Below are 22,125 nucleotides of genomic sequence, written 5' to 3' on the forward strand. Positions count from 1 at the left end.
GAATTCTATTCGCCCTCAATATTCAGAGCTTTTTAAAGCTGAGGAACGTATTGTTCTTTTTCAGGAACAAAAGTGTACTCAGAGACGATTAGGCGCAACTCTTCGCCGTCGATGGTTTCTTTTTCAATCAACAAATCGACTAAGCGATCGATCACGGTGCGATTTTCGCGAATAATTCGGCGCGCGTCGTCGTAGCAGTGATCGACAATCGATCGAACTTGTCCGTCAATCCGAGAGGCTATTTCTTCGGAATATTCCGATCGCGCTGTGTAGTCGCGGCCGAGGAAAATTTCGCTTTGCTGGGCTTCCAGGGCGATCGGACCCAAGGTAGACATCCCATAGCGAGTCACCATTTGCCGCGCCATACCGCTTACTTGCTGCAAGTCGTTGCCGGCACCGGTGGTTACTTCGGCATCGCCGAAAACTACTTCTTCGGCTGCGCGGCCACCCAAAGCACCGCTAATCCGGGCTAAAATTTGCGATCGAGAAATCAAACCTTGGTCTTCGCTGGGCATGAACCAAGTCAAGCCGCGGGCCTGTCCGCGAGGTACTAAGGTAACTTTTTGAACTGGATCGTGGGCTTGAATGATTGTACCGACGATCGCGTGACCGATTTCGTGGTAAGCAATCAAGCGCTTGCTCTTGCTGTCCACCAAGGGAGTGCCTTCCATACCTGCTACCACGCGATCGACTGCATCGTCAACTTCGAGCATCGTAATCGCTTCTTTGCGGCGGCGGGCGGTTAAAATAGCAGCTTCGTTGAGCAAGTTAGCCAAATCAGCGCCGGTAAAACCAGGAGTGCGGCGGGCGATCGCGTCCAAAGAAATTTCCGCAGACAGCTTTTTGTTGCGCGCGTGAACTTCCAAAATTTCCAAGCGGCCTTTAATATCCGGCGTATCTACGCTAACTTGGCGGTCAAAACGTCCCGGACGCAGCAGCGCTGAGTCGAGCACGTCGGGGCGGTTCGTGGCAGCAATGATGATAATGCCAGTATTGCCCTCAAAACCGTCCATTTCGGTCAGCAACTGGTTCAGGGTTTGTTCCCGTTCGTCGTTACCGCCACCGATACCGGCGCCACGCTGGCGGCCCACTGCATCGATTTCATCGATAAAGATGATGCAAGGAGCATTTTCTTTAGCTTTCTTGAACAAGTCGCGGACGCGGGAAGCGCCGACACCGACGAACATTTCCACAAATTCTGAACCGGAGATGCTGAAGAAAGGCACGCCGGCTTCGCCTGCGATCGCTTTTGCCAGCAGGGTTTTACCGGTTCCGGGAGGGCCCACTAGCAGCACGCCTTTGGGAATCTTCGCCCCGACTGCGGTAAAGCGTTCGGGTTTTTTGAGGAATGTCACCACTTCTTGAAGTTCTTCTTTGGCTTCCTCAACGCCTGCTACGTCGTCGAACAGTACGCCTGTTTTAGCTTCCATTTGAAAGCGAGCTTTGGATTTGCCAAAATTCATGGCTTGGCCCGGGCCCCCTGGCACGTTGCCACCGCGGCGGAAGAGGAAAAACAGCCCTCCTACTAACAACAGGGGAAATACTAGATTGCCTAAAAGTCCCCAGACAGCGCCGTCGTTGCGTAGTGGGTGAGTGTCAAAGCTGATTTTGGAGTCTCTGAGCCGAGAAACCAGTTCCGGGGCATTTGAGGGCAAGTCTACCCGCCACCGCTGCTCGTGATTGTCCAGTTCGGGATCGACTGCTAGGACAATAGCCGTCCGACCTCCGTCGTAAAGGTCAACGCTGGTCACTCGACCGGCGTTTAAGTAATCTAAGAATCGACCGTAGCTCAGGCGGGTGCTGGCGGTGTTCTTGCTCATTTCAGCGGGGGATGGGGCAAAGGCCCCCTGCCACAAGAAAAAGCCGATGACTAAGGCGGGTAAAGTCCAAAGTAGTATAGTTCGCCAAGAAATTTTCATAAATGCGGATGCCTTGAATGGGGGACAGATCGGGTAAGATCGCGGTGTCGGAGAAGTGCGACAAAAGTTTACACTCAGAATCTTAACTAAATTTAACTTAACAATGCACTCTCAGGCAACAGAGCTTCGACCACGATCGCTCCAGAAAAAGTTAGGTTAGTTACGGTAAGGGCGATCGTCCCGAATATAATGTTTGGTGCTGATTTCGATACCGATCTAGGTAGAGTTAGAAGAATCGCCGCTTTCACCCACTGTCTTTAAGCGTGGCAGTGTCAAGGGATAAGGCATGATAATGGTGAGGCTCAGTGAGGTAACACATTTCAATGACAACTAGACAGCTTGTTCCTAATTCGGCTATGCTGACCCAGCAGACTAAAGTCGCTTCTAACAAATCGATTATTAGTGCTGATTTGGGTCGGACGGCAACTAAAGCTTGCGTGAGTCGCAACCCTAGTAGCGTTGTTTTCATCCCTGCCAACGTGGCTACTATGCCCGTGGAAAAGGTGCGGGGTGGCAGCTTTGAGTCCAAAGCAACAGACCCTCTGTTGGATATGTGGCTGGAGTACCAGGGCAAGGGCTACGCGATCGGTCAATTGGCGGCAGATTTTGGCGCTAATCTCGGTGGCGCTGACCAGTCGAAAGTAGTAGATGCTTTGGTTAAGGTCTTTTCCTGTGCTGGATATTTCCAGATGAAAGGCGAAATAGCGGTTGTGCTGGGTTTGCCGTTTTATTCGCAGGATCAGTTTGAGAAGGAAAAGGAAGAGATTATCAGCCAACTGCGCTCTCCCCACGTTGTGGTGTACCGGGGCGAGCGTGTGGATATTAACATCAGTCACGTTTGGGTGATGCCGGAAGGGTTCGGCAGCCTGATCTGGTGCGAGGCTCAAGATAACAAGGAGTTTACGCCGGAGTTGCCCGAGCTGTCGGTGGCTGTTGTGGATATCGGACACCAAACTACCGATTTGTTAATGGTCGATCGTTTCCGGTTCGCCCGGGCGGCTTCAAAGAGCGATTCCTTCGCAATGAACAAGTTCTACGAACAAGTTGCCTCAAAGATTCCGGGAGCAGACCCTCAATCTCTGTCTTTACTGGAAGCAGTGAATAAACCCGAGGGCCAGCGTTTCTACCGTCCCAGAGGAGCGACCAAGCCGACTAATTTAGATCCGATTATTAAGGATTTGCGGGAGGCTTTCGCTAACGAACTGTCCGAACGTTTGGTGCAGTGGCTGCCGGAACGTGTGACGGATGTGGTTCTGACTGGCGGTGGCGGCGAGTTTTTCTGGGAGGTGTTGCAACCTTTGCTTAAAGACGCCAATCTGAAGGCTCACTTGGCTCAGCCTTCCCGGAAAGCTAATGCTTTGGGACAGTTTATTTATGCTGAGGCTCAGCTAGCCACGATAAAGTAACGCATTAAGGCTTGAACCCTATGGCACTGTGGGCAAAAAATAAGGCGAATTTCTCGGTGGCGTTTACGGAAGATGCTGCGGATCAAACTTTGCTGGCCGCTATTGAAAAAGAGTTGGCTTTCACGAAGTATCAGACTTTCAGCAATCTCTGCAAGCAAGCTTTGTGGCAGTTTTTGTCTGTATCTGAGTCTGCTAGCTCTACACAGAGCTTTCAACGGTTGGAACAGCGTATTGCTGAACTTGTGGCCAAATTTGCTGAGTTTGAGCACAATGTTTCAGCAGAGGAATTAAGCCGTTTGGAGGGACTGGAACATCAACTGAGTCAACTCAGCGCGCAGTTGGATCAATTGCAGGGGAGTGTTAACAGTAAGTTTGCTCAAGTTTCTTTTGCCCAAGTTTCAAAAGTAGTAGAGCCTGGCCCGATTGAGTCTGAGTCTGTGGCGGATGATAATGTAGTGCCTGATGCTGAGGTTGCTCCTCCTCGGAATTCCGATCCTTTGTTGGAGCGTTTAAGTTCTTTGTTACCCCAAGATTTCTAAAATGAGGTAGACCAAGGCTAAAAAGCCTTGAGATGTAATGTTAGTGGCGCGCTGTTGGCAGCCGGTACTGAATACAGAAACAAAGCGATCGCTCTTTTGAAAAAAAAGGGCGATCGCTTTGTTATTTGTTAGTTGTCAGTTGACTGTTGTCAGTTGTCAGTTGTCAGTTGACTGTTGACTGTTGACTGTTTTTTGTGGTTACAAATTATATCAAATCCGTTAGCATCGGAATAGTAAATTCGAGTTAACTGTTGACTGTTGACAGTGAACAGTCAACAGTCAACCGTCAACAGTCAACATCATTCCGGTGTAACCGGAAATGATATTACCATTATTCTATTAATCCTAACTTGTGTAAGCGCGAACGAATGGCACTAGGCTGTCGCTGAAATCTCTGAGCTAATTCGTCAATTTGTTGACCGCTAGCATATTCTTTCTTCAAATTTTCGTCTTCATCCTGACTCCACTTGACATAAGCTCTGGGATATTTTTGGCGAATTTTCTCATTCTGGGTTTTAGGTCGATAACCATTCTTTTGCTCGGCATTCAAACCAGAACCAAGCTGTGGGTTAATTTCCCCACCGCGACTAGCTACCGCCTCCTGCACGCGGTTGGGAATCACAGCAATTTCTTCTGAGAGCTCAGCCAAAGCCTTGTCTACTTTTTGCTGAAGTTCTGTTAGCTGCCGCTGCTGCAAATTGCCCCACTGTGGCAGTTCGTTGATAAACTGCTGCAAGTCCAGAATTATTGTTGTCAAAGTTTCGACTTGTTGCAACTCCGGTCGCTGTTTGAATTGGCGGCTGGTGAGTTCGATCTCGCTTTGAATCATTTTAATAGTTTTTTCTAAAATTATTAGTCGCTGGCGCAGGTTCTCAATTGCTGAAATTAGAGAGTGTACGTTTTCTCCAGGCGCAACATTGAGATTTTCGCGAGATGTTTGAGCAACAGCTTCGTCTAAAGCATTTACAGCAAGTTGCAATTCCTCGATCGCCCGATCGGTAGTAGCTGCTTGTTGATTTACGCGATCGAACGTAGCCGCCGTACTTGCTTTAACTTGCTTGTGCAGCTTCTGCCGGTTCACAAAATTCAACACCAACGCAATCACTACAGGCACTTGAGCATAAACGCTCTGCCCCCAAACCAAACTAACAGCTAATCCCACAGCAGAGGCAGCAATAAAAATTACTTCAGCAGTTTCTAACAAATTGCTCGACTTGGAATTTTGGATTTTGGTGGGTGAATTGGATGATGACATAGGCTAATACCATTTTAGATTTTAGATTTTAGATTTTAGAGGGGGAATGACTGATGAGGCTCGGAGTTTGGATCGAGTGCCTATAGTTGCATTCTTTTTTTCAACTGGTGCAAGTATGCGGATAAAAATAAAGTACGCGCGAGTGCAGATATCCGGTAGGGAATCGCACGTAGACTCCGAATTTAGCAGTGGTGAAAAACAGATTAAGTTTTTTATTCACAGCCATGTAATTAAATATATTAAAGCTGCAAAATTTGTCGAGCTAAAGTGAAATAAATCAACACCCCGAGGACATCAACTGCGGTGGTAATAAAAGGAGCAGACATTAAAGCGGGGTCTAAACCCAAAGAACGAAATAGAAACGGCAGAGCTGAACCGGCAATAGAAGCTAAAATTGCGATCGCAAACAAACTCACTCCCACCGCGAGTGCCACTTCTAAACTCCCTTGCAGAGTATAAGCCCAGCCCGTCGCTACAGTCCCCAATATAGCTCCTAGCAGCGCTCCCGCCATCCCCTCGCGAACAATTACTTGAAACGGGCCCATTGCTGTAATTTCGTCAGTGTTCAAACCGCGAATTACAACAGTTGAGGACTGAGCTCCGACATTGCCTCCAGTGCCCGTCAGCAGCGGAATAAAGGCTGCTAGGGCGACTACTTGGTTCAAAATATCTTCTTGAGCTCTAATAATTGCGCCGGTGACAGTATTCGTTAAAAGCAGAACAAACAGCCACACGACCCTTTTCCGGGCCACAGTGATTAAATCGGTCTGAAAATAATTGTCGCCGCCGGACTGGACGCCGCCCAAGGTATAAATATCTTTGGCTGCTTCTTGTTCTAAAATGTCGATCGCGTCGTCAACTGTAATGATGCCGACCAGACGCTGTTCGCGGTCTACAACGGGCACAGCTAAAAAATCGTAACGCTGGATCAGCCTAGCTACTTCTTCTTGATCTGTTCCTGTTTGAACAGAAACTACGTCGCGGGTCATAATTTCGCCGACAGTTTTGTCCAGGGGCGAAGTGACTAAATCCCGCAAAGATAAAATGCCGGTCAAGCTGCGTCCGGCGTCGGTGACATAAAGAGAATAAATTGTTTCGGTAGTTCTAGCCAAAGAGCGAATTCGGTCTAAAGCTTGGGCGACGGTAAAGCTTTCTTTGAGAGAAATATATTCCGGGGTCATGATCCGACCGGCGGTACTGGCTTCGTAACCCAAAAGTTGAGCCGTAGCTTCCCGTTCCGTCGGGCTCAATTCACCCAACAGGCGACGGACTAATATTGCCGGCAGTTCGTCAAAGAGTTTAGCTCGATCGTCCGGGGACATTTTGTCTACAATGTCAATGACTTCTTGGCGTTTGAATTTTTCGCAGAGGGACTGCTGAACGCTGGAGTCGAGATATTCGTAGACTGCGATTGCTTCGTCTTTGGAAAGCAAGCGGAAAGCTATTACTTGCATGGTTTCTGGCAGGCCTTCGATAGCTTCAGCTATGTCTGCTTCCTGCACCGGGTGCAAAATCGCTTTTGCTCCTTTAAAGTCTCCTTCTTCCAACAGGGCCCTTAACTGCGATCGAACTAATTCCCGCAGTTCTTTCCGCGCGTAGGTGGGTAGAGAAGACGATTGATAACTTTTTTCTGTCACTGATGACCCTCCTAAACCTGTGCTGCGCGCCTTCCTGAATCCAGTTTAGAGCCTATTGACGCCACTGGTTGCAGCGATCGGACTTGCCCTGACAATATCCGAACCTGACCACGAATTTCAAAGGTGGTACCCGCCACGTGATTTATCCGTGGAATCAATCCAAAATCGAAAATCGAAAATCAGAAGAGCCCCCGCATTTATCCGTGGGGTCGCCTCTAAAATCTAAAATCTAAAATCTAAAATCTAAAATCTAAAATCTAAAATCGATTGACCCCTATTCTTCTGGTGCGCGCCGAGCACCTTGCCAGATTTGGGTTCAAATACATTTATCTTGATCGGCGACACTCATCGGTAGGAAAGGAGAATTGCGCCCCAGCACTTTTTCCAACAAATTCGTCGAACTTTGATTGCGAATAAAATTATTGACTGTTTCTTTCCATTCAGTGTCGCCTGCTGGCAGTATCATGCCGTAAGAAATGCAGGTTAAAGGCTGCTCCGGTATAACCGAATATTGGCTTGGAGTTAAACCCTGTCTCAGCGCCTCTCCTACTAACAGCATTCCGTCGCTAGCGAAGGCATCGATTGTGCCGGATGCCGCATCTTTTACACCCGACTCTCTGCCCGTGATACCTTCATAAATTCGCTGGTTGGCTAGTTGATATCGGCCTGCAATGAATTGTTGGGTAATAGAACCGCTTAGCACGCCAATGGTCACGTCTTGCAGGAATCCTGAAGGGTTGACCGAAAGCATCCAGGATACAAGCCCCCGCATTCATCCGTCCTGGAGAAATAAAAAACCTGTATCCGATAAACAAGTCCCCGAATTTATCCGTGGGGTCAATGCTTCAATCTAAAATCTAAAATCTAAAATCTAAAATCGATTGACTCTCAGTCTGTTTTCTGGCTTGACTAACAGATAAGTGCCGCTGTATAAAAAAGGCAGTGAATATGCAATCCCGCTGGGGGGATTTTTTAGAATTGTATTAGGCCCGCATTCTAGGTGAGCGCGCTTGCTGGTTACGCTGCGGAAGCGCCCTTTTTCCGCTGATTCGTTTAGATCTGTTTCTACTTTTTCTAAGCGGATGGAGCGATTTAATTTTTTTTCTAAGTCAGCTCGGAAAAGTTCTAAGCCTTCCATGCAAACTCCTTGCCATTTTTCACCTTCTAAGTAGCCGAAGGGAGGGGCATCTTTTCGGATGCCAACTTTGAGAATGCCGGTTTGCGGAATTTCTTCCAGTGCTGTCTGGGCTGAGGCAACTGTAGGTAAAGCTGCAGGAAATAATATCGAAAATATTGCTGTAAATGCTGCGAATTTGAGGTTTTTATTGGTTACTGTTGAGTTCATTCGTTCGGCATCCGAATAGATATTTTACTCGTTTTTAAAAAAATACGCAAAAAAACAATCTTGTCAATATATTGGGGTGCTTGTATTTTGGGCTATTGGGGTGTTTTGGGTGGTGCGATCGGCTAACTTCAACCAGCACCGTCTAAAATTAAGTTTCGGGGGTTTGCCAGCAGAAAAGTGTCGCCTGCTTTAATTAAGTCGCCACAGCCGAGAATTGACCGCCGCTTTCACTCAGCTTTGACTTCTATATTGCAGTCCTATTCTAAGCTGTTGGGCATTTAAAAGAGGATAGTAGGGTGCGGAGCGTACATAAGTATTTCCCATATCCCGCCAGTGTTCTAGCTGACGCACCCTACCTCTATCGTTATTGGTTTAAATGTGTAAAAGCTTACCCGAATCAAACCAACAATATTGGCTAACGTGCAGTTGAGCGGCGTCCGACTCGATCAACCGCGAAATGTTAACTACCTAAATCCTTTCTTCTTCATCGTCACGGGTTATACATATAAAGAACTTTTGGGCAAGAATTGGTTTGACAACTTATTACCTTGCTAGAGTCAACAATTAATTAAAACTGTCCATATCACCGGCCAGCCGTTATCGTGAATCCCCTTGCTCTCCAGCTATGGTTTCTGTTCAAACTGCCAATATGTTGGGCTGGGATTTAGAGTCTCAGCTCACATCAAGGAACGGGGAACAGGGCAGAGGGAACAGGGAACAGGAAAACCATTTTATGTAGAAATGGGTATCCAAAGCTGCATCTGAATAGTATAGAATTATAACAAACCAGATGGGACATTACAAGGTGCGTATTGTGGGAGAAAAATTCTCTGCGCTCTTAATTTTATTACGGAATGTTTAAAGTTGTATCTTTTCCTTAACCATTTTGTATTCTTTACCAAATCTTTATTTTTGTTCTCTAGGGTCTTGTTGTTGCAGATTCAAGCGAGCTTACAGCACTTTGCCACAAGAGTGAAATACTCTTTAGTTAAAAAAGAGGTCTTTATGACACACTGCCCCTGCTGCTCGAATCAAATGCTGCGTCACGTTCGCCAGCATCAAATCTACTGGTTTTGTCGCCAATGTTGGCAAACAACACCTATTTACAATCTGAACAGATGTTGCTCATCGCCCTCTCTAAATCTAGTTAAAGGGCTAGGGCTTAATGAACAACATTCTTTGCCGGTGAAATCTAATAGCTCACTGGAGGGGGTATAAAGTTTAGATATTGTCTTATGCCTAACTGGTTTTCACGCTCGAAACTTTTTTTATTGCCTCATTAAATTACCCAACTCTAGCCCAAGAAAAAGAATACATATCTATTCATTTATCGATTTATGATGATACCTCGACTCAACGGAATTATAACTTTATGCCAAACACCACTTAAACGATTGCTACCTCTTTTGCTTGGTGTGGTGGCCTCTCTTGCTGTTTTATTTACGTGGCAACAGCTAACCATCAACGGACAAATTCACATCGAGCAGTTAATTCAGCAGGAAGCCAATGCGATTCATTCACAACTGACCCAAGAATTATCAATTCGGATGCTGACACTTCGGCAGATGGCGAATCGCTGGGAAGCCAATGGCGGTACACCAAAGGCTATTTGGGAAGCCGATGCTGAGGCTTATGTAAAGGATTTCTACGGTTATCAGGGACTCGCATTAGTCGATCCATCATTTAAAGTGCGATCGATTGTGCCACTGGCTGGGAATGAGGCAGCGCAAAACCTACATCTTAATCTGGAACTGCGTCGCAAAATCACTTTGCAAGTAGCTCGTGATTTGCGTCAACCTATGTTAACTCGCAATATTTCACTCGTTCAAGGGGGTCAAGGAATTCTAGCAACTTTTCCTTTATTTGTAGGGGAGCGGTTTGATGGGTTTATTGTCGCAGCTTTTCCGTTTAAAACTCTATTTGACAGTATTTTAAAAGTGCCCGATGGGTACAATCTGGCTATATATGATGGCACTGATTTGATCTACGGTCAAAAGAATTTTTCTCAATATTCCTATCGGAAAACCGTTGTAGTGAAAGCCTATGGTGTAGACTGGCGCATAGATGTTTGTCCAACTTTAGATTTAGTAGAAAGTGTCAAGTTTTATTGGCCTAGAGTTGTATTAATTGGTGGTTTAGTTTTAGTTTTACTGCTGATGTGGGTCGTGTATCTCGCACAAGTTAGTTATTGCAAAGTCGATAAATTCAAAAAAGCCAATCGCCAGTTGCAATGGGAAATTCACCAGCGACAACAGGCAGAAATTGCGATCGCCCGACTAGCTGCGATCGTTGAATCTTCGGAAGATGCCATTATCAGCAAAGATTTAGAAGGTGTAGTTACAAGTTGGAATGTAGGAGCCGAAACAATTTTTGGCTATACAGCGGCCGAAATAGTAGGGCAATCAGGGGAAAAACTGATTCCCGCAGACTATCAAGATGAGGAAAAGGAAATTCTCACCAAAATCCAGCGAGGAGAACACATCGAACACTACGATACAAAGAGGCTGAGGAAAGATGAAACATTAATCGATGTCTCGATGAGTGTCTCCCCCATTAAAGACCAAGCAGGGAATATAATTGGAGTCTCAAAGATTGCCCGGAATATTGCTGACCGCAAACAAGCAGAAGCAGCACTACGTGAAAGTGAAGAACGCTGGGAGCTTGCTGTACGCGGGACTAACGACGGCATTTGGGATTGGAATGTTCAAACCAACGAGGTCTTCTTCTCTAGTCGCTGGAAGGAAATGCTGGGCTATGAAGACCACGAAATCCAAAACATTGTAGACGAATGGAGTAAGCGGGTACATCCCGATGATTTGGGATGGGTGATGCAAGCCATTCAAGACCATTTTGCCAAGAAAACTCCTTTTTATATCACAGAACATCGCGTGCGCTGCAAAGATGGTTCCTACAAGTGGATTTTGGATCGCGGTCAGGCACTTTGGGATGATGCAGGTAACGTAATTCGGATGACTGGCTCTCACACCGACATTACCGAGCGCAAGCAAGCTGAAGCTGCTTTACAGGTAAGCGAAGCCAGATATCGGCAATTGATCGATAACTTAAATGCGGGTTTTGTGATTCATTCGACAGATACCAGCGTCCAATTATGTAATGAAACGGCCGCTGAATTACTAGGGTTTTCAATGGATCAAATGCTGGGAAAAACCGTGAGCGATCCGGCATTGCATTTGGTGCGGGAAGATGGCAGCGTTATGCCCCTAGAGGAATATCCCGTGAATCAGGTTTTATCCAGTGGAAGTTCCCTCAAAAATTATGTTTTAGGAATTCAAAAAGAAATTAATAGTTTTGTTTGGGTATTAGTTAATGCCTACCCGGAGTTAGATCAAAACGGTCAAATTACACAAGTTGGAGTTACGTTTATTGATATTAGCAAACGCAAAAAAGTAGAGCAGGAAATCCAACAAACTGGCAATTTTTTACAAGCACTGCTGGATAATCTACCGATTGCGGTTTTTGTTAAGGACGCACAGCCTAAACAATTTGGCGTATTTCAGTTTTGGAATAAAACCAGCGAACGGTTATTTGGCATTTCAGCCGAACAAGCGATCGGCAAAAGTGGCTATGATTTGTTCCCAACAGAACAGGCTATCTTTTTTGACCAAAAGGATAGAGAAGCTTTAGAAATAGGTAAGACTGAGGATATTCTCGAAGAATTCATTGACAGTCATACTCTGGGAAAACGTTGGCTGCATACGGTGAAGATTCCCATTTACGACGAGCAGCATCAGCCACAGTACCTACTTTGTTTTTCACAAGATATCACCGATCGCAAACACGCAGAAGCAGAGCTTAGAGAACTGAGTGAGGTGATGAAAAATGCGCTGTCCGGCATTTCCAAAGTGGATGTACAAGGACGTTACCTCTATGCCAATAAAGCATATTCTGACGTGACAGGCTATCAGCCAGAAGAAATGGTGGGGATGTCTTGGGAAAAAACCGTACATCCCGATGAGTTGAAAAAACTGGTTGCGGCCTATTGGCTGATGGTGCAAGAGGGCAGAGTTGAAGTTGAAACGAAAGGAGTCCGTAAAGACGGTTCGGTTTTTTATAAGCAATTGGTGATGATTTCAACTTACGACGAACAGCATCATTTTTTGGGGCATTACTGCTTCATGAAAGATATTAGCGATCGCAAAAAAGCAGAACTTGCCCTAGAACAGGAACTCCTGCGGACTAAAACACTTTTCAACACTTCAATGGATGGTGTTGTGGTTATGAATCGCCTCGGAAAAGTCGTCGAAGCCAGCCCCAGTTTTGCGCGGATGCTGGGTTACAGCCTAGAAGAAACCATGAATATGAGTGTCTTTGATTGGGATGCTCAATTGACAAAAAAAGAACTACAGCTTTTCATCCTCAGAGACGAGATTATTCCTCTGTTTCAGACGCGACATCGCCGCAAAGATGGTTCCGTCTATGATGTGGAAATTAGCTGGGATCGGGTAGAATTAGAAGGTGAAATGATGAACTTCTGTATCTGCCGGGATATCACCGAACGCAAACAAGCCGAAATCGACTTACAAATCTCTCAAGCGCGATTTGCAGGAATTTTAGAGATTGCCAGCGATGCGATTATTTCTATCAATACCAATCAGCAAATTACTCTGTTTAACAAAGGAGCAGAACGAATTTTTGGTTACGAGGCTGAGGAAGTTTTAGGGAAACCCCTGGCGATGTTGATGCCCTCGCGCTTTGCAGAGGTTCACCATCAGCACATCAGCGAGTATGCCCACAATGGCTCCTATGCAAGGCAAATGGCAGGGCGAGGAGCCATTTTTGGACGGCGCAAAGATGGCACAGAGTTTCCGGCAGAGGCTTCCATTTCCAAAATCGAGATCGGCGGTGAAATTATTTTTACTACCTTTCTGCGCGACATCAGCGATCGCCAACGCAGCGAAGCGGAACGCCAACAAGCAGAACAGGCACTCCGAGAGAGTGAAACTCGCTTCCAAGCCTTCATGAATCACAGCCCTGCCCCTGCCTGGATTACCGATGAAAATGGTGTAATGCTCTATGCCAGCCAGACTTATCTCAATACCTTGGAGTTACCCACTGATGATGTGATTGGAAAATCCCTTTTTGAACTTTACCCCGCCGCCTTCGCCCAACAATATCTAGACAATATCCAAACGGTTGTTCAAACCAACGAGGTAATTGAAACGATTGAGATGGCGTCCCGTCGAGATGGAACCCTGGGTGAGTTTCTGGTTTACAAATTTCTCATCCCCGACTTACCTGGGCAAATGCTAGTAGGTGGTGTGGCGATCGATGTGACGCGACAGCATCAAGCTGAAACCGCCTTACAACTGAGTGAAGAACGCTTAATGCTGGCACTAGAAGCCTCTGGAGATGGGCTATGGGATTGGAAAATTGAAACAGGAGAAATTTACATTAATTCCTACTACCAGGAGATGCTGGGCTACAAGCCCGGTGAGTTGGTGATGGATGTGAAAGTCTGGGAACAGATGATTCACCCTGATGATAAATTCTGGGTTTTTGAGGCTCTCCATAGTAACTTGCAAGATAGTTATCTCAAATATGCCTTTGACTATCGTGTGCGTTGCAAGTCAGGTGAGTGGAAGTGGATCGCTAACTACGGGAAAGCCGTTGCCTACGATGAAGATGGTAAGCCTTTACGGATGATTGGAACGCACAAAGACATCAGCGATCGCAAACAAAAAGAACTGGCACTGCAGCACGCAATGGAAGCAGCAGAAGCAGCAAACTTGGCAAAAAGTACCTTCCTAGCAAATATGAGCCACGAATTACGCACTCCTCTGAACGTAATTCTAGGATTTGCTCAGGTGATGACCCATGACCCCTCGCTAACTCCCAACCAAAAAGAAGACCTGCAAACAATTCGACGGAGTGGGGATCACTTGTTGAGTTTGATTAACGATGTGTTGGATCTCTCGAAAATAGAATCGGGAAACTTCACAGTTGAAGAAAGCGGATTGGACTTAATTTCGCTGCTGCATTCCCTCCGAAATATGTTGGCGGAACGAGCAAATTCTAAAGGACTTGACCTTTGTTTCGAGATTGCGCCAGAAGTTCCCCAATTTATTCTTGCCGATGCTCAAAAACTGCGCCAGGTTTTGCTGAATCTGCTGAGTAATGCCATCAAATTTACCGATCGGGGAAGCATTACTTTGCAAGTCAGCATTAAGGCGGACGGTACAGTGGCATTAAGCACAACTCGGCCGATTCTCCAGTTTGTAGTCGCTGACACAGGTGTAGGGATTGCATCGGTCGAACTCGATACCATCTTCGATGCGTTTGTGCAAGCTCAAGCTGGGAAGCGATCGATCGGCGGTACTGGGCTAGGTCTAACCATTAGCCGCAAATTGTTGGAACTCATGGGCGGAAAAATTTCTGTCAGCAGCACTGTGGGACAGGGAAGTACCTTCACCTTTACCCTTCCCGTCAGCCCCATCAGTGGAGTTAATGTTACACCCGAAGAGAATAATCGCCTCGTGATTGGGCTGGCTCCCGGTCAAGGGGATCATCGCATTTTGGTGGTTGACGATCGAGCAGAAAATCGCTTGCTAATGGTCAGATTACTGACACAATTAGGATTAGAGGTAAAAGAAGCTACCAACGGACAGCAAGCGGTGCAGATTTGGCAAGAATGGCAACCAGACCTAACCTGGATGGACATTCGGATGCCCGTGTTAGATGGATACGAGGCTACGAAGCAAATTCGGGCAATGGAAGACGGACAGAACAGTATCATTATTGCACTTACGGCCCAGGCTTCCCAGAGCGATCGCGCCCTCGCCTTAGCTGCTGGCTGCAACGACTACATCAGCAAGCCCTTCCGGGAACAGACCCTATTTCTTAAGATGGCGGAATACCTAAGTTTAGAGTATGTATATGAGGAAGAGGAAACAGAAAATGGGGAACGGGGAACAGATTATTTTCCTTCTTACCTCTGTTCTGTTTCCCCTGGGGTTTCAGATTCCCTCGATCCAACGCTTCTGGCGACATTACCAAAAGAATGGGTGGTTGAGTTGGAAGATGCTGCTTTATGTGGGGATGATGTTGCGATCGTTGAACTGGTAGCTGAACTTTCCTCAGAACTCGCTCAATTGGGTACTTATCTGACGGAACTCGCCAACCAGTATCAATTTGAAAAAATTCTTAATCTAATTCAAGACCATTTCCCAAGCGGAATTCCTCCATTGGATTTATAAGCTGTTGTGCAATTAAACGTTTGATTAGGACTAGGGAATTAGGAACAGCGAACAAAAAGATCATCGAAATTTGGGTACTTCTTGAAAAAACTTCCTTAATTTTTATTGTAATAAATTACTGACCTAAAATGCCTCATAACGTTACCAAACTCTCCCAAATCACTCCTTTCAATTTAATAACTTTAGAGGAGTGCAGCGAAGAATCCGTGTATGCTCCCGGTCATATTCAGCCACACGGAATCGTTTTTTTGCTGCAAGGAAGCAGCCTCAATATTTTACAGATCAGTGAAAATGTAGAACAGTTTTTTGGCATTTCGGCAGAAGAATTGCTAGGTCAGCCATTACAACGGTTATTTGGGGACGATCAAATACAGACAATTGTCAGTTATATAACTTCAGAACCACTAAACATTCATAATGGTTTTGAGCTAAAAATACCTCTAAAAGACGGCAAAATTCAAACATTTAGAAGCACACTGCATCAGCTACCAGATGGGCTGATTCTGGAGCTTGAAGCCCAATTGCCTATTGAAAAGAATCATTCAATTGATTTCTATCATCGTCTGCAAACAGTTATCCTCAACTTTCGCACTGCGATCGGTCTTTCTGATTTAGCTCAAACCATTGCTAGAGAAGTGAAAGCCATTACCGGGTTCGATCGCGTGATGATTTATCGCTTTGAAGCCGACGATCATGGGGTGGTGATTGCTGAAGAGAAAGAAAGCTATCTAGAAAGCTACCTGGGATTGCATTACCCGGCGATCGATATTCCCGTACCCGCCCGCAAATTGTTTTACCGCAATTGGATACGCCAAATTCCCAATATCAATTACACTCCGGTCCGCCTAATTCCTACCCACCATCCCCTAACCAATACACCCCAGGATCTAAGTGCTTGTGTGTTAAGGGGAGTATCTCCCTACCACATTGAATATTTGCAGAATATGGGAGTGGCTGGGACACTGACGATTTCGTTAATTGACGATCGCCGGCTGTGGGGATTAATTGCCTGTCACCATTACAGCCCGCGATTGGTAGATTACGACACTCGCAAAACCTGTGAGTTTTTAGGACAATTTGCCTCGATCGAACTGGTGCATCAGCAAGAGCGAGAGTTGAACGTTTACCGATCGCAGGTGAAAACTATTCAGGATCAACTTCAGCAGGCATTCCGGCGAGATTCTAATTTTATCGAACAGGTATTGACCGAAAATGCTTCTCAATTGCTAGATTTAGTTCATGCTCAGGGAGCTGCAATTATGCTCGATGGTCGTCTGACATTGGTGGGTAAAACACCATCTGAAGCTGAGGTTGACGAACTCGTGCAGTGGTTGCTGCAACAGAACAAAGAACGAGTGTTTGCAACAGCTTCTTTGTCTCAGTTGTATTCCCAAGGGAAGCAATTCAAAGAGCGAGCTAGCGGTGTTTTAGCAATCTCAATCTTGCTATCCTACGCCATACAAAAGTCATATCACATCCTTTGGTTCCGACCCGAACAAATTCAAACCATAAACTGGGCAGGTAATCCACAGGATGCTGTGTCGATCGACGAACTTGGAAAAATGCACTTGTGTCCCCGCCAATCCTTTGAACGGTGGCAAGAGACAGTGCGGGAGATGTCTTATCCGTGGCAGATTGCAGAGTTAGAAGCTGCTGCCGAAATGAGACATATCCTCATGCTGGCGGTGTTAGAATTTTCGCAAGCTGCCCTAGAACACGCTGCAGAAAGGGCAGCAGTAGCCAACCGTGCCAAAAGCCAGTTCCTTGCCAACATGAGCCACGAGCTCAGAACGCCACTCAACGCGATTCTGGGATTTACCCAGCTTATGAACCGCAGCCCCTATATCCCAGAAGAATTTCAAGAGCATTTAGGGATCATTACCCGTAGTGGAGAACACCTGCTGACATTGATCGACGATGTTTTGCAAATGTCTAGGATTGAAGCAGGGCAATTGGTACTAAGTGCAAGCTGTTTTAATCTGCATCGACTGCTGGGTTCTATTAACGAGATGTTCACCCTCAAAGCGGGTGAGAAAGGGTTACATCTGAGCAGCGAGTGGGATGCTACTGTCCCCCGTTATGTCTGTGGCGATCAAGCAAAACTTCGCCAAATCTTGATTAATCTGCTTGGGAACGCGATCAAATTTACAACAACAGGAAGCATAGCCCTGCGCGGACGAGCTTTTTCATCAGATGATATGCCATCCGGTACAAATTGCGATCGCGCCACTAATCCACCCGACGTTAAACCAACTATTACCCTGTGTGTCGAAGTTGAGGATACCGGATCTGGCATTTCCCCCTCAGATTTAGAATCGATTTTTGACGCATTCATCCAAACCAATCGCGGTCGTCACGATCGAGGAACAGGTTTAGGACTGTCTATCAGTCGTGAGTTTGCGCGTCTGATGGGAGGCGATATCACCCTGCGAAGCACCCTGGATCAAGGCTCGACTTTTACCTGCAAAGTCGTTTTGGAACTACCAGAGTCCGTTGATTTAGAGGAACCTGAAACGAGCGATCGGATTATCGGGATCGAACCGGGGCAACCTATCTACCGAATTCTAGTAGTAGAAGACGTTCCAGAAAATCGGCAACTGCTGGTGACGCTGCTGGAGTCAGTTGGGTTTGATGTGTGTGCGGTGGAAAATGGGGCAGAGGCGATCGCTCGTTGGCAAACATGGCACCCTGACCTGATTTTGATGGACATTCAAATGCCTGTCATGGATGGTTATGAAGCGACGAGACAGATTCGATCACAACAGTCATTAGTCATTAGTCATGAGTCATCAGCAGATAACTCAGAGCAAATGTCACAGGACAACAGACAAACGACACGCATCATTGCCCTAACGGCCTATGCTTTTGAAGACGATCGTATCGCCAGCCTGCAAGTCGGTTGCGATGACTACATTGCCAAGCCGTTTACTGAAGACACACTTTTCGACAAAATAGCTCATCACTTGGGTGTGCGCTACTGCTACGCCGAAAAAGTTCGGCCAGACTCATCAGCTTCGCCACCAAAGATATTTACTCCCGACTTGAAAACCATGCCAACCAAGTGGATTGCAGAAGTTCATGAAGCAGCACTCGATCTTAGTGATAATAAGCTTTATCAACTTATCGCTCAAATTCCCAAGGACAAACAAGATTTCATCGCGGCGATGACATCTCTGGTCGATAACTTTCAGCTTGAAGCGATCGCAACTCTCACCCAGATTTAGGAAGAAGACCATGACAGCTATATTCAAACTTGCCGCCGAAACGAATATTCTCATCGTGGATGATACCCCAGACAATCTGCGCTTGTTAGCCAAAATTCTAGAATCACAGGGCTATATTGTGCGTAAAGCGCTCAACGGCAGAATGGCACTCCAAGGTGTTCATCGCGATCCACCGAGTCTGATTTTACTTGACATCAATATGCCGGAGATGAATGGGTACGAAGTCTGCCAAAAGTTAAAAGCATCGGAAACGAGTGCTCAGATCCCGGTTATTTTTATCAGTGCGCTCGAAAGAGTAGAAAACAAGGTACAAGCCTTTGAACTGGGTGGTGTAGACTATATTACCAAACCCTTTCAAGAGCAGGAAGTGCTGATGCGAGTAAAAAATCAATTACTCATCCAACAGCAACGCCAACAACTGCTCGAACAAAATCAACGTTTAGAACACGAAATCCAAGAACGTCTGAGGGCAGAAGCAGAAGTAAGGCAGCTATCCGTGACCGATGAATTAACTGGATTATATAACCGACGAGGCTTCTTTTTACTAGCCGATCAACAACTAAAAATTGCTCGACGCACGCAAACATCCTATTTTATTTTGTTCGCTGACTTAGATGGTTTGAAAAAGATTAACGACACTTTAGGACACGAGATGGGAGACAGAGTAATCGTTGACGCAGCTCAAATATTGAAGCAAACCTTTCGTGAGGCGGATATTGTGGCTCGACTGGGAGGAGATGAATTTGCTTTATTTATTCCTAATTTTTCGGATGAGTCATCTACTAATTTTCATGCTCGGCTGCAAGAAAATATAGATCGCTTTAATCAACAGTCCGAGCGAGCTTATATATCAATAAGTCTTGGTGTGGAGTTTGGGGATGTAAACAATGAAGTTTTATTAGAACAATTGCTGGCAAAGGCTGACAAACTAATGTACGAGCATAAACGCACCAAACGCTGTTTAAATCCTCAACCGTTCTTTTGAGAACACCGATATGGGAGCGCCATAACCATTATTTATTAAACGTGAGTTCAACCGAGAAAGAGTAAACTGAAAACAAGATAGAGAAACAGCTTGAAGACTTTAGCCCCTCATTCGGAAAACACGATGCAGTATAGCTCATCACACCTAAATCTGACAGGGTAGCAACCCCCTTAAAAGCTCTGCCTGTATTAGGTTAAGGGTGTGTGCGATCAAAAAAATTCGTAGATATTCTCCACAATCCTGAGCTAAAATCGACTGACTGATGCTGTATGGGTGGATAATTTGCCTACAGTTGCATTATTTTTTTAAACTGGTATTATTTGCACAAACCGATTTTATCTATTTGCCAATTCGTGCTAAAATGATGCCTAACTGAACTGCAATTACTCCTAGTATGGCACTGCCTGCCCAGTAAAAAGCGGCGATGCTGTAAGATCGATCGCGCCACAAGACATTCGTCTCTAAACCGTAAGTTGAAAAAGTAGTATAAGCTCCCAAAAAGCCGGTTGTTACCATTAACCGTACCTCCAGAGGAATAATCAGCACCCGTTCCGATGCTAGGGTGATAAAAAATCCCATCCCCAAGCAACCGGTGATGTTAATCAAAAAAGTTGCGTAGGGAAAAGCGGTGTTAAAACGGCCGGCAAACCACAATGTGATATAATAGCGACTCAAAGCGCCGGCAACGGCACCTAAACTAATGGCGATCGGGTGGCTGAGATGGGGGTATTGCTGCATACAGCTCTTGGACATTTGCTAGTTGAAATTGAGATTGATTTTAGATTCAGCCGACTTATGTAAAGTATTGTAGGATTAAATTGGCGATCGCTCTAGGTGTTCGCAATTAAAATTAAGAGAGAGTATTTATGCAAATTGTGCTGGCTACCTTAGACGATGGCTTAGTTAGAGCGTGGGAAAGCACTTGCGGCAGTATGGAAAATGTCAAGATACATCACGGTTCCATATTTGATGTGAAATGTGATGCTCTTGTTAGTCCGGGGAATAGTTTTGGTTTCATGGACGACGGCTTAGAGTTAGAAATTTCGGAATATTTTGGAGGACAGGTTATTGAACGCTTGCAAAAACTAATTCAGGCTCGACATCACGGCGAACTCTTAGTAGGAATGGCAGAAATTGTAGACACCGATCATGCAGAAATTCCCTATTTAATAGCGGCCCCAATTATGCGCGTTCCCACAGTTTTAAGAGAAACAGTAAATGTTTATCTAGCAACCCGCGCTATTTTGACTCTCGTAAAATTTGGCTCAGTCCCAGATGGAACGCCAGTCAAACATATCATTGAAACTATCGCTATTCCCGGCATGGGTACGGGAATGGGCAAAGTGCCGCCAGATATCTGCGCCAATCAAATGAAAGTTGCCCTCGAAGATATCCTCTTATCTCAGTACGAATTTCCTCAATCTTTACTTCACGCTCAAAGGCGTCACCACTTGTTATATACCGACGAGCGCGAAGATTTGCAGTTGGAAAATTGAAACTCTTAAATTTGCCCGTTTTATTGTGTTGAGAAACCAAGTTTATTGGTGTGTGTTTTTTTAGGTATAGAGACTTATCAAAAATTAAAGTGCGCTAAACCGTACCTGCAAGCTGGCGGTATCCTACACACGAGAGCAACTTTGGTAGATATAATGTAATAGAACTGAGGTCATTCCAACTAGGTAAGCGCGGATACAAAAGTTGATAAAGCTGGAACAAGAATTGCCTAGTTCTTATTAAATGCCAGAATTCCTTCTGGCGCTATACCTACAAAGTCTGTATAAAAGACCACAATTCCTTCAGGCGCTACACCTACAAAGTCTGCATCCAGGGACTGTGAGATTTTTGGAAAATGTTTACTACCACAGGAGAAGATTGATATGACAGATCCAAAAGTAACCGAGGAACCAATTTTAGAGGCAACTCTCGAAACGACGGAGCTCGTCAAACAAGAGATGCCCGACGCGACTGATGAGGCGATCGCAGAAACTGCGGCGCTGTTTGAAGCAATTAAAAAACGCGCCACCGCCGAAGTGCAAGCAGCGGGCGAACTCACCCGCGAAGCTTATTTAAAAGCTGTGAATAAAGCCTCCGGGGCGATCGAAGAAAATAAGGATCTCGCCCACGAGAGATTCACAGAAGCAGTCAAGCTGATTAAAAAAGAAACTGAGAAAAATTGGCTGGTGGTAGATGCGATTAAAACGCGGGCGCAAGCGCAGGTGCAAGATGCCGGCGAAGTCAGTCGCGAAGCTTATTTGAAAGCAGTGCGACAAGCGCGAGAAGCGGTGGAACAAAATAAATTGATCGAACGCGATCGCATCGAACAAGCTGTTGACCACATTCAGACGGAAGCTGAAAAGAATTGGCACGTTATTGTGAAGCAAATTGAGTCGATCAACACTCGCTTGACAGAAACCGCTAAGTCTGCATGGAATGCGCTAACGGCGTTTTTTGACAAGAAGCATTAAACTCAGATATGACACCATTTTAAAGAACAGGCAAGATGCCTGTTCCACAAAGATTGAATTTAGGACTTACGCATTGACAAAATAACCAAATAGTGCATTGATAAAGAGGGAACGTCTACTAACGGGTATCAGACAA

Annotated in this window: 13 protein-coding genes; 7 read left to right on the forward strand and 6 right to left on the reverse strand. The window is 45.7% G+C overall.

The window, feature by feature from the left end:
- Positions 1–32: 32 nt before the first annotated feature.
- The gene (gene ftsH2, locus QUB06_RS12375) at positions 33–1,919 is read right to left on the reverse strand and encodes an ATP-dependent zinc metalloprotease FtsH2 (RefSeq protein ID WP_006633417.1); all 1,887 of its coding nucleotides are present in this window, start codon (positions 1,917–1,919) and stop codon (positions 33–35) included.
- 323 nt (positions 1,920–2,242) lie between these two features.
- On the opposite strand from ftsH2, the gene QUB06_RS12380 reads away from it, so the two are divergent.
- Together QUB06_RS12380 and QUB06_RS12385 are read left to right on the forward strand one after the other, a co-directional pair.
- Positions 2,243–3,325, forward strand: coding sequence for a ParM/StbA family protein (locus QUB06_RS12380; RefSeq protein ID WP_333041971.1), 1,083 nt, complete (start codon positions 2,243–2,245; stop codon positions 3,323–3,325).
- Between the two features lie 20 nt (positions 3,326–3,345).
- A complete protein-coding gene (locus tag QUB06_RS12385) occupies positions 3,346–3,864 on the forward strand; it encodes a hypothetical protein (protein ID WP_333435501.1) in 519 nt (172 codons plus the stop codon).
- Positions 3,865–4,195: 331 nt separating this feature from the next.
- Here the strand turns inward: QUB06_RS12385 and QUB06_RS12390 are convergent, their stop codons facing one another.
- The 4 genes from QUB06_RS12390 to QUB06_RS12405 form a co-directional block, all read right to left on the reverse strand.
- A complete protein-coding gene (locus QUB06_RS12390) occupies positions 4,196–5,119 on the reverse strand; it encodes a hypothetical protein (RefSeq protein ID WP_333435502.1) in 924 nt (307 codons plus the stop codon).
- Positions 5,120–5,358: 239 nt separating this feature from the next.
- Entirely contained in the window at positions 5,359–6,756 is a 1,398-nt protein-coding gene (gene mgtE / locus QUB06_RS12395) for a magnesium transporter (RefSeq protein ID WP_333205815.1), read from the reverse strand.
- Between the two features lie 316 nt (positions 6,757–7,072).
- Complete coding sequence (locus tag QUB06_RS12400; protein WP_333435503.1) at positions 7,073–7,507, reverse strand: transporter substrate-binding domain-containing protein; 435 nt, start codon at positions 7,505–7,507, stop codon at positions 7,073–7,075.
- Between the two features lie 120 nt (positions 7,508–7,627).
- On the reverse strand, positions 7,628–8,101 hold the full coding sequence (locus QUB06_RS12405) for a hypothetical protein (protein WP_333435504.1): 474 nt from the start codon (positions 8,099–8,101) through the stop codon (positions 7,628–7,630).
- A 1,337-nt stretch (positions 8,102–9,438) separates the two neighbouring features.
- On the opposite strand from QUB06_RS12405, the gene QUB06_RS12410 reads away from it, so the two are divergent.
- The 3 genes from QUB06_RS12410 (at position 9,439) to QUB06_RS12420 (ending at position 19,524) form a co-directional block, all read left to right on the forward strand.
- A complete protein-coding gene (locus tag QUB06_RS12410) occupies positions 9,439–15,315 on the forward strand; it encodes a PAS domain S-box protein (protein ID WP_333435505.1) in 5,877 nt (1,958 codons plus the stop codon).
- A gap of 128 nt (positions 15,316–15,443) precedes the next feature.
- Positions 15,444–18,539: a response regulator gene (locus QUB06_RS12415; RefSeq protein ID WP_333435506.1), complete on the forward strand. Its 3,096-nt coding sequence runs from the start codon at positions 15,444–15,446 to the stop codon at positions 18,537–18,539.
- A gap of 10 nt (positions 18,540–18,549) precedes the next feature.
- The gene (locus QUB06_RS12420; RefSeq protein ID WP_333435507.1) at positions 18,550–19,524 is read left to right on the forward strand and encodes a diguanylate cyclase; all 975 of its coding nucleotides are present in this window, start codon (positions 18,550–18,552) and stop codon (positions 19,522–19,524) included.
- A 339-nt stretch (positions 19,525–19,863) separates the two neighbouring features.
- On the opposite strand, the gene crcB is transcribed toward QUB06_RS12420, so the two are convergent.
- A complete protein-coding gene (crcB, locus tag QUB06_RS12425) occupies positions 19,864–20,262 on the reverse strand; it encodes a fluoride efflux transporter CrcB (RefSeq protein ID WP_333435508.1) in 399 nt (132 codons plus the stop codon).
- A 128-nt stretch (positions 20,263–20,390) separates the two neighbouring features.
- Between crcB and QUB06_RS12430 the strand changes: the two genes are divergently transcribed.
- A complete protein-coding gene (locus QUB06_RS12430) occupies positions 20,391–21,020 on the forward strand; it encodes a macro domain-containing protein (RefSeq protein ID WP_333435509.1) in 630 nt (209 codons plus the stop codon).
- Positions 21,021–21,401: 381 nt separating this feature from the next.
- On the forward strand, positions 21,402–21,989 hold the full coding sequence (locus QUB06_RS12435) for a hypothetical protein (RefSeq protein ID WP_333435510.1): 588 nt from the start codon (positions 21,402–21,404) through the stop codon (positions 21,987–21,989).
- The last annotated feature ends 136 nt before the right edge of the window (positions 21,990–22,125 follow it).

Origin of the sequence: Microcoleus sp. D2_18a_D3 (genome assembly GCF_036702455.1) — a bacterium.
Taxonomy (GTDB): Bacteria; Cyanobacteriota; Cyanobacteriia; order Cyanobacteriales; family Microcoleaceae; genus Microcoleus.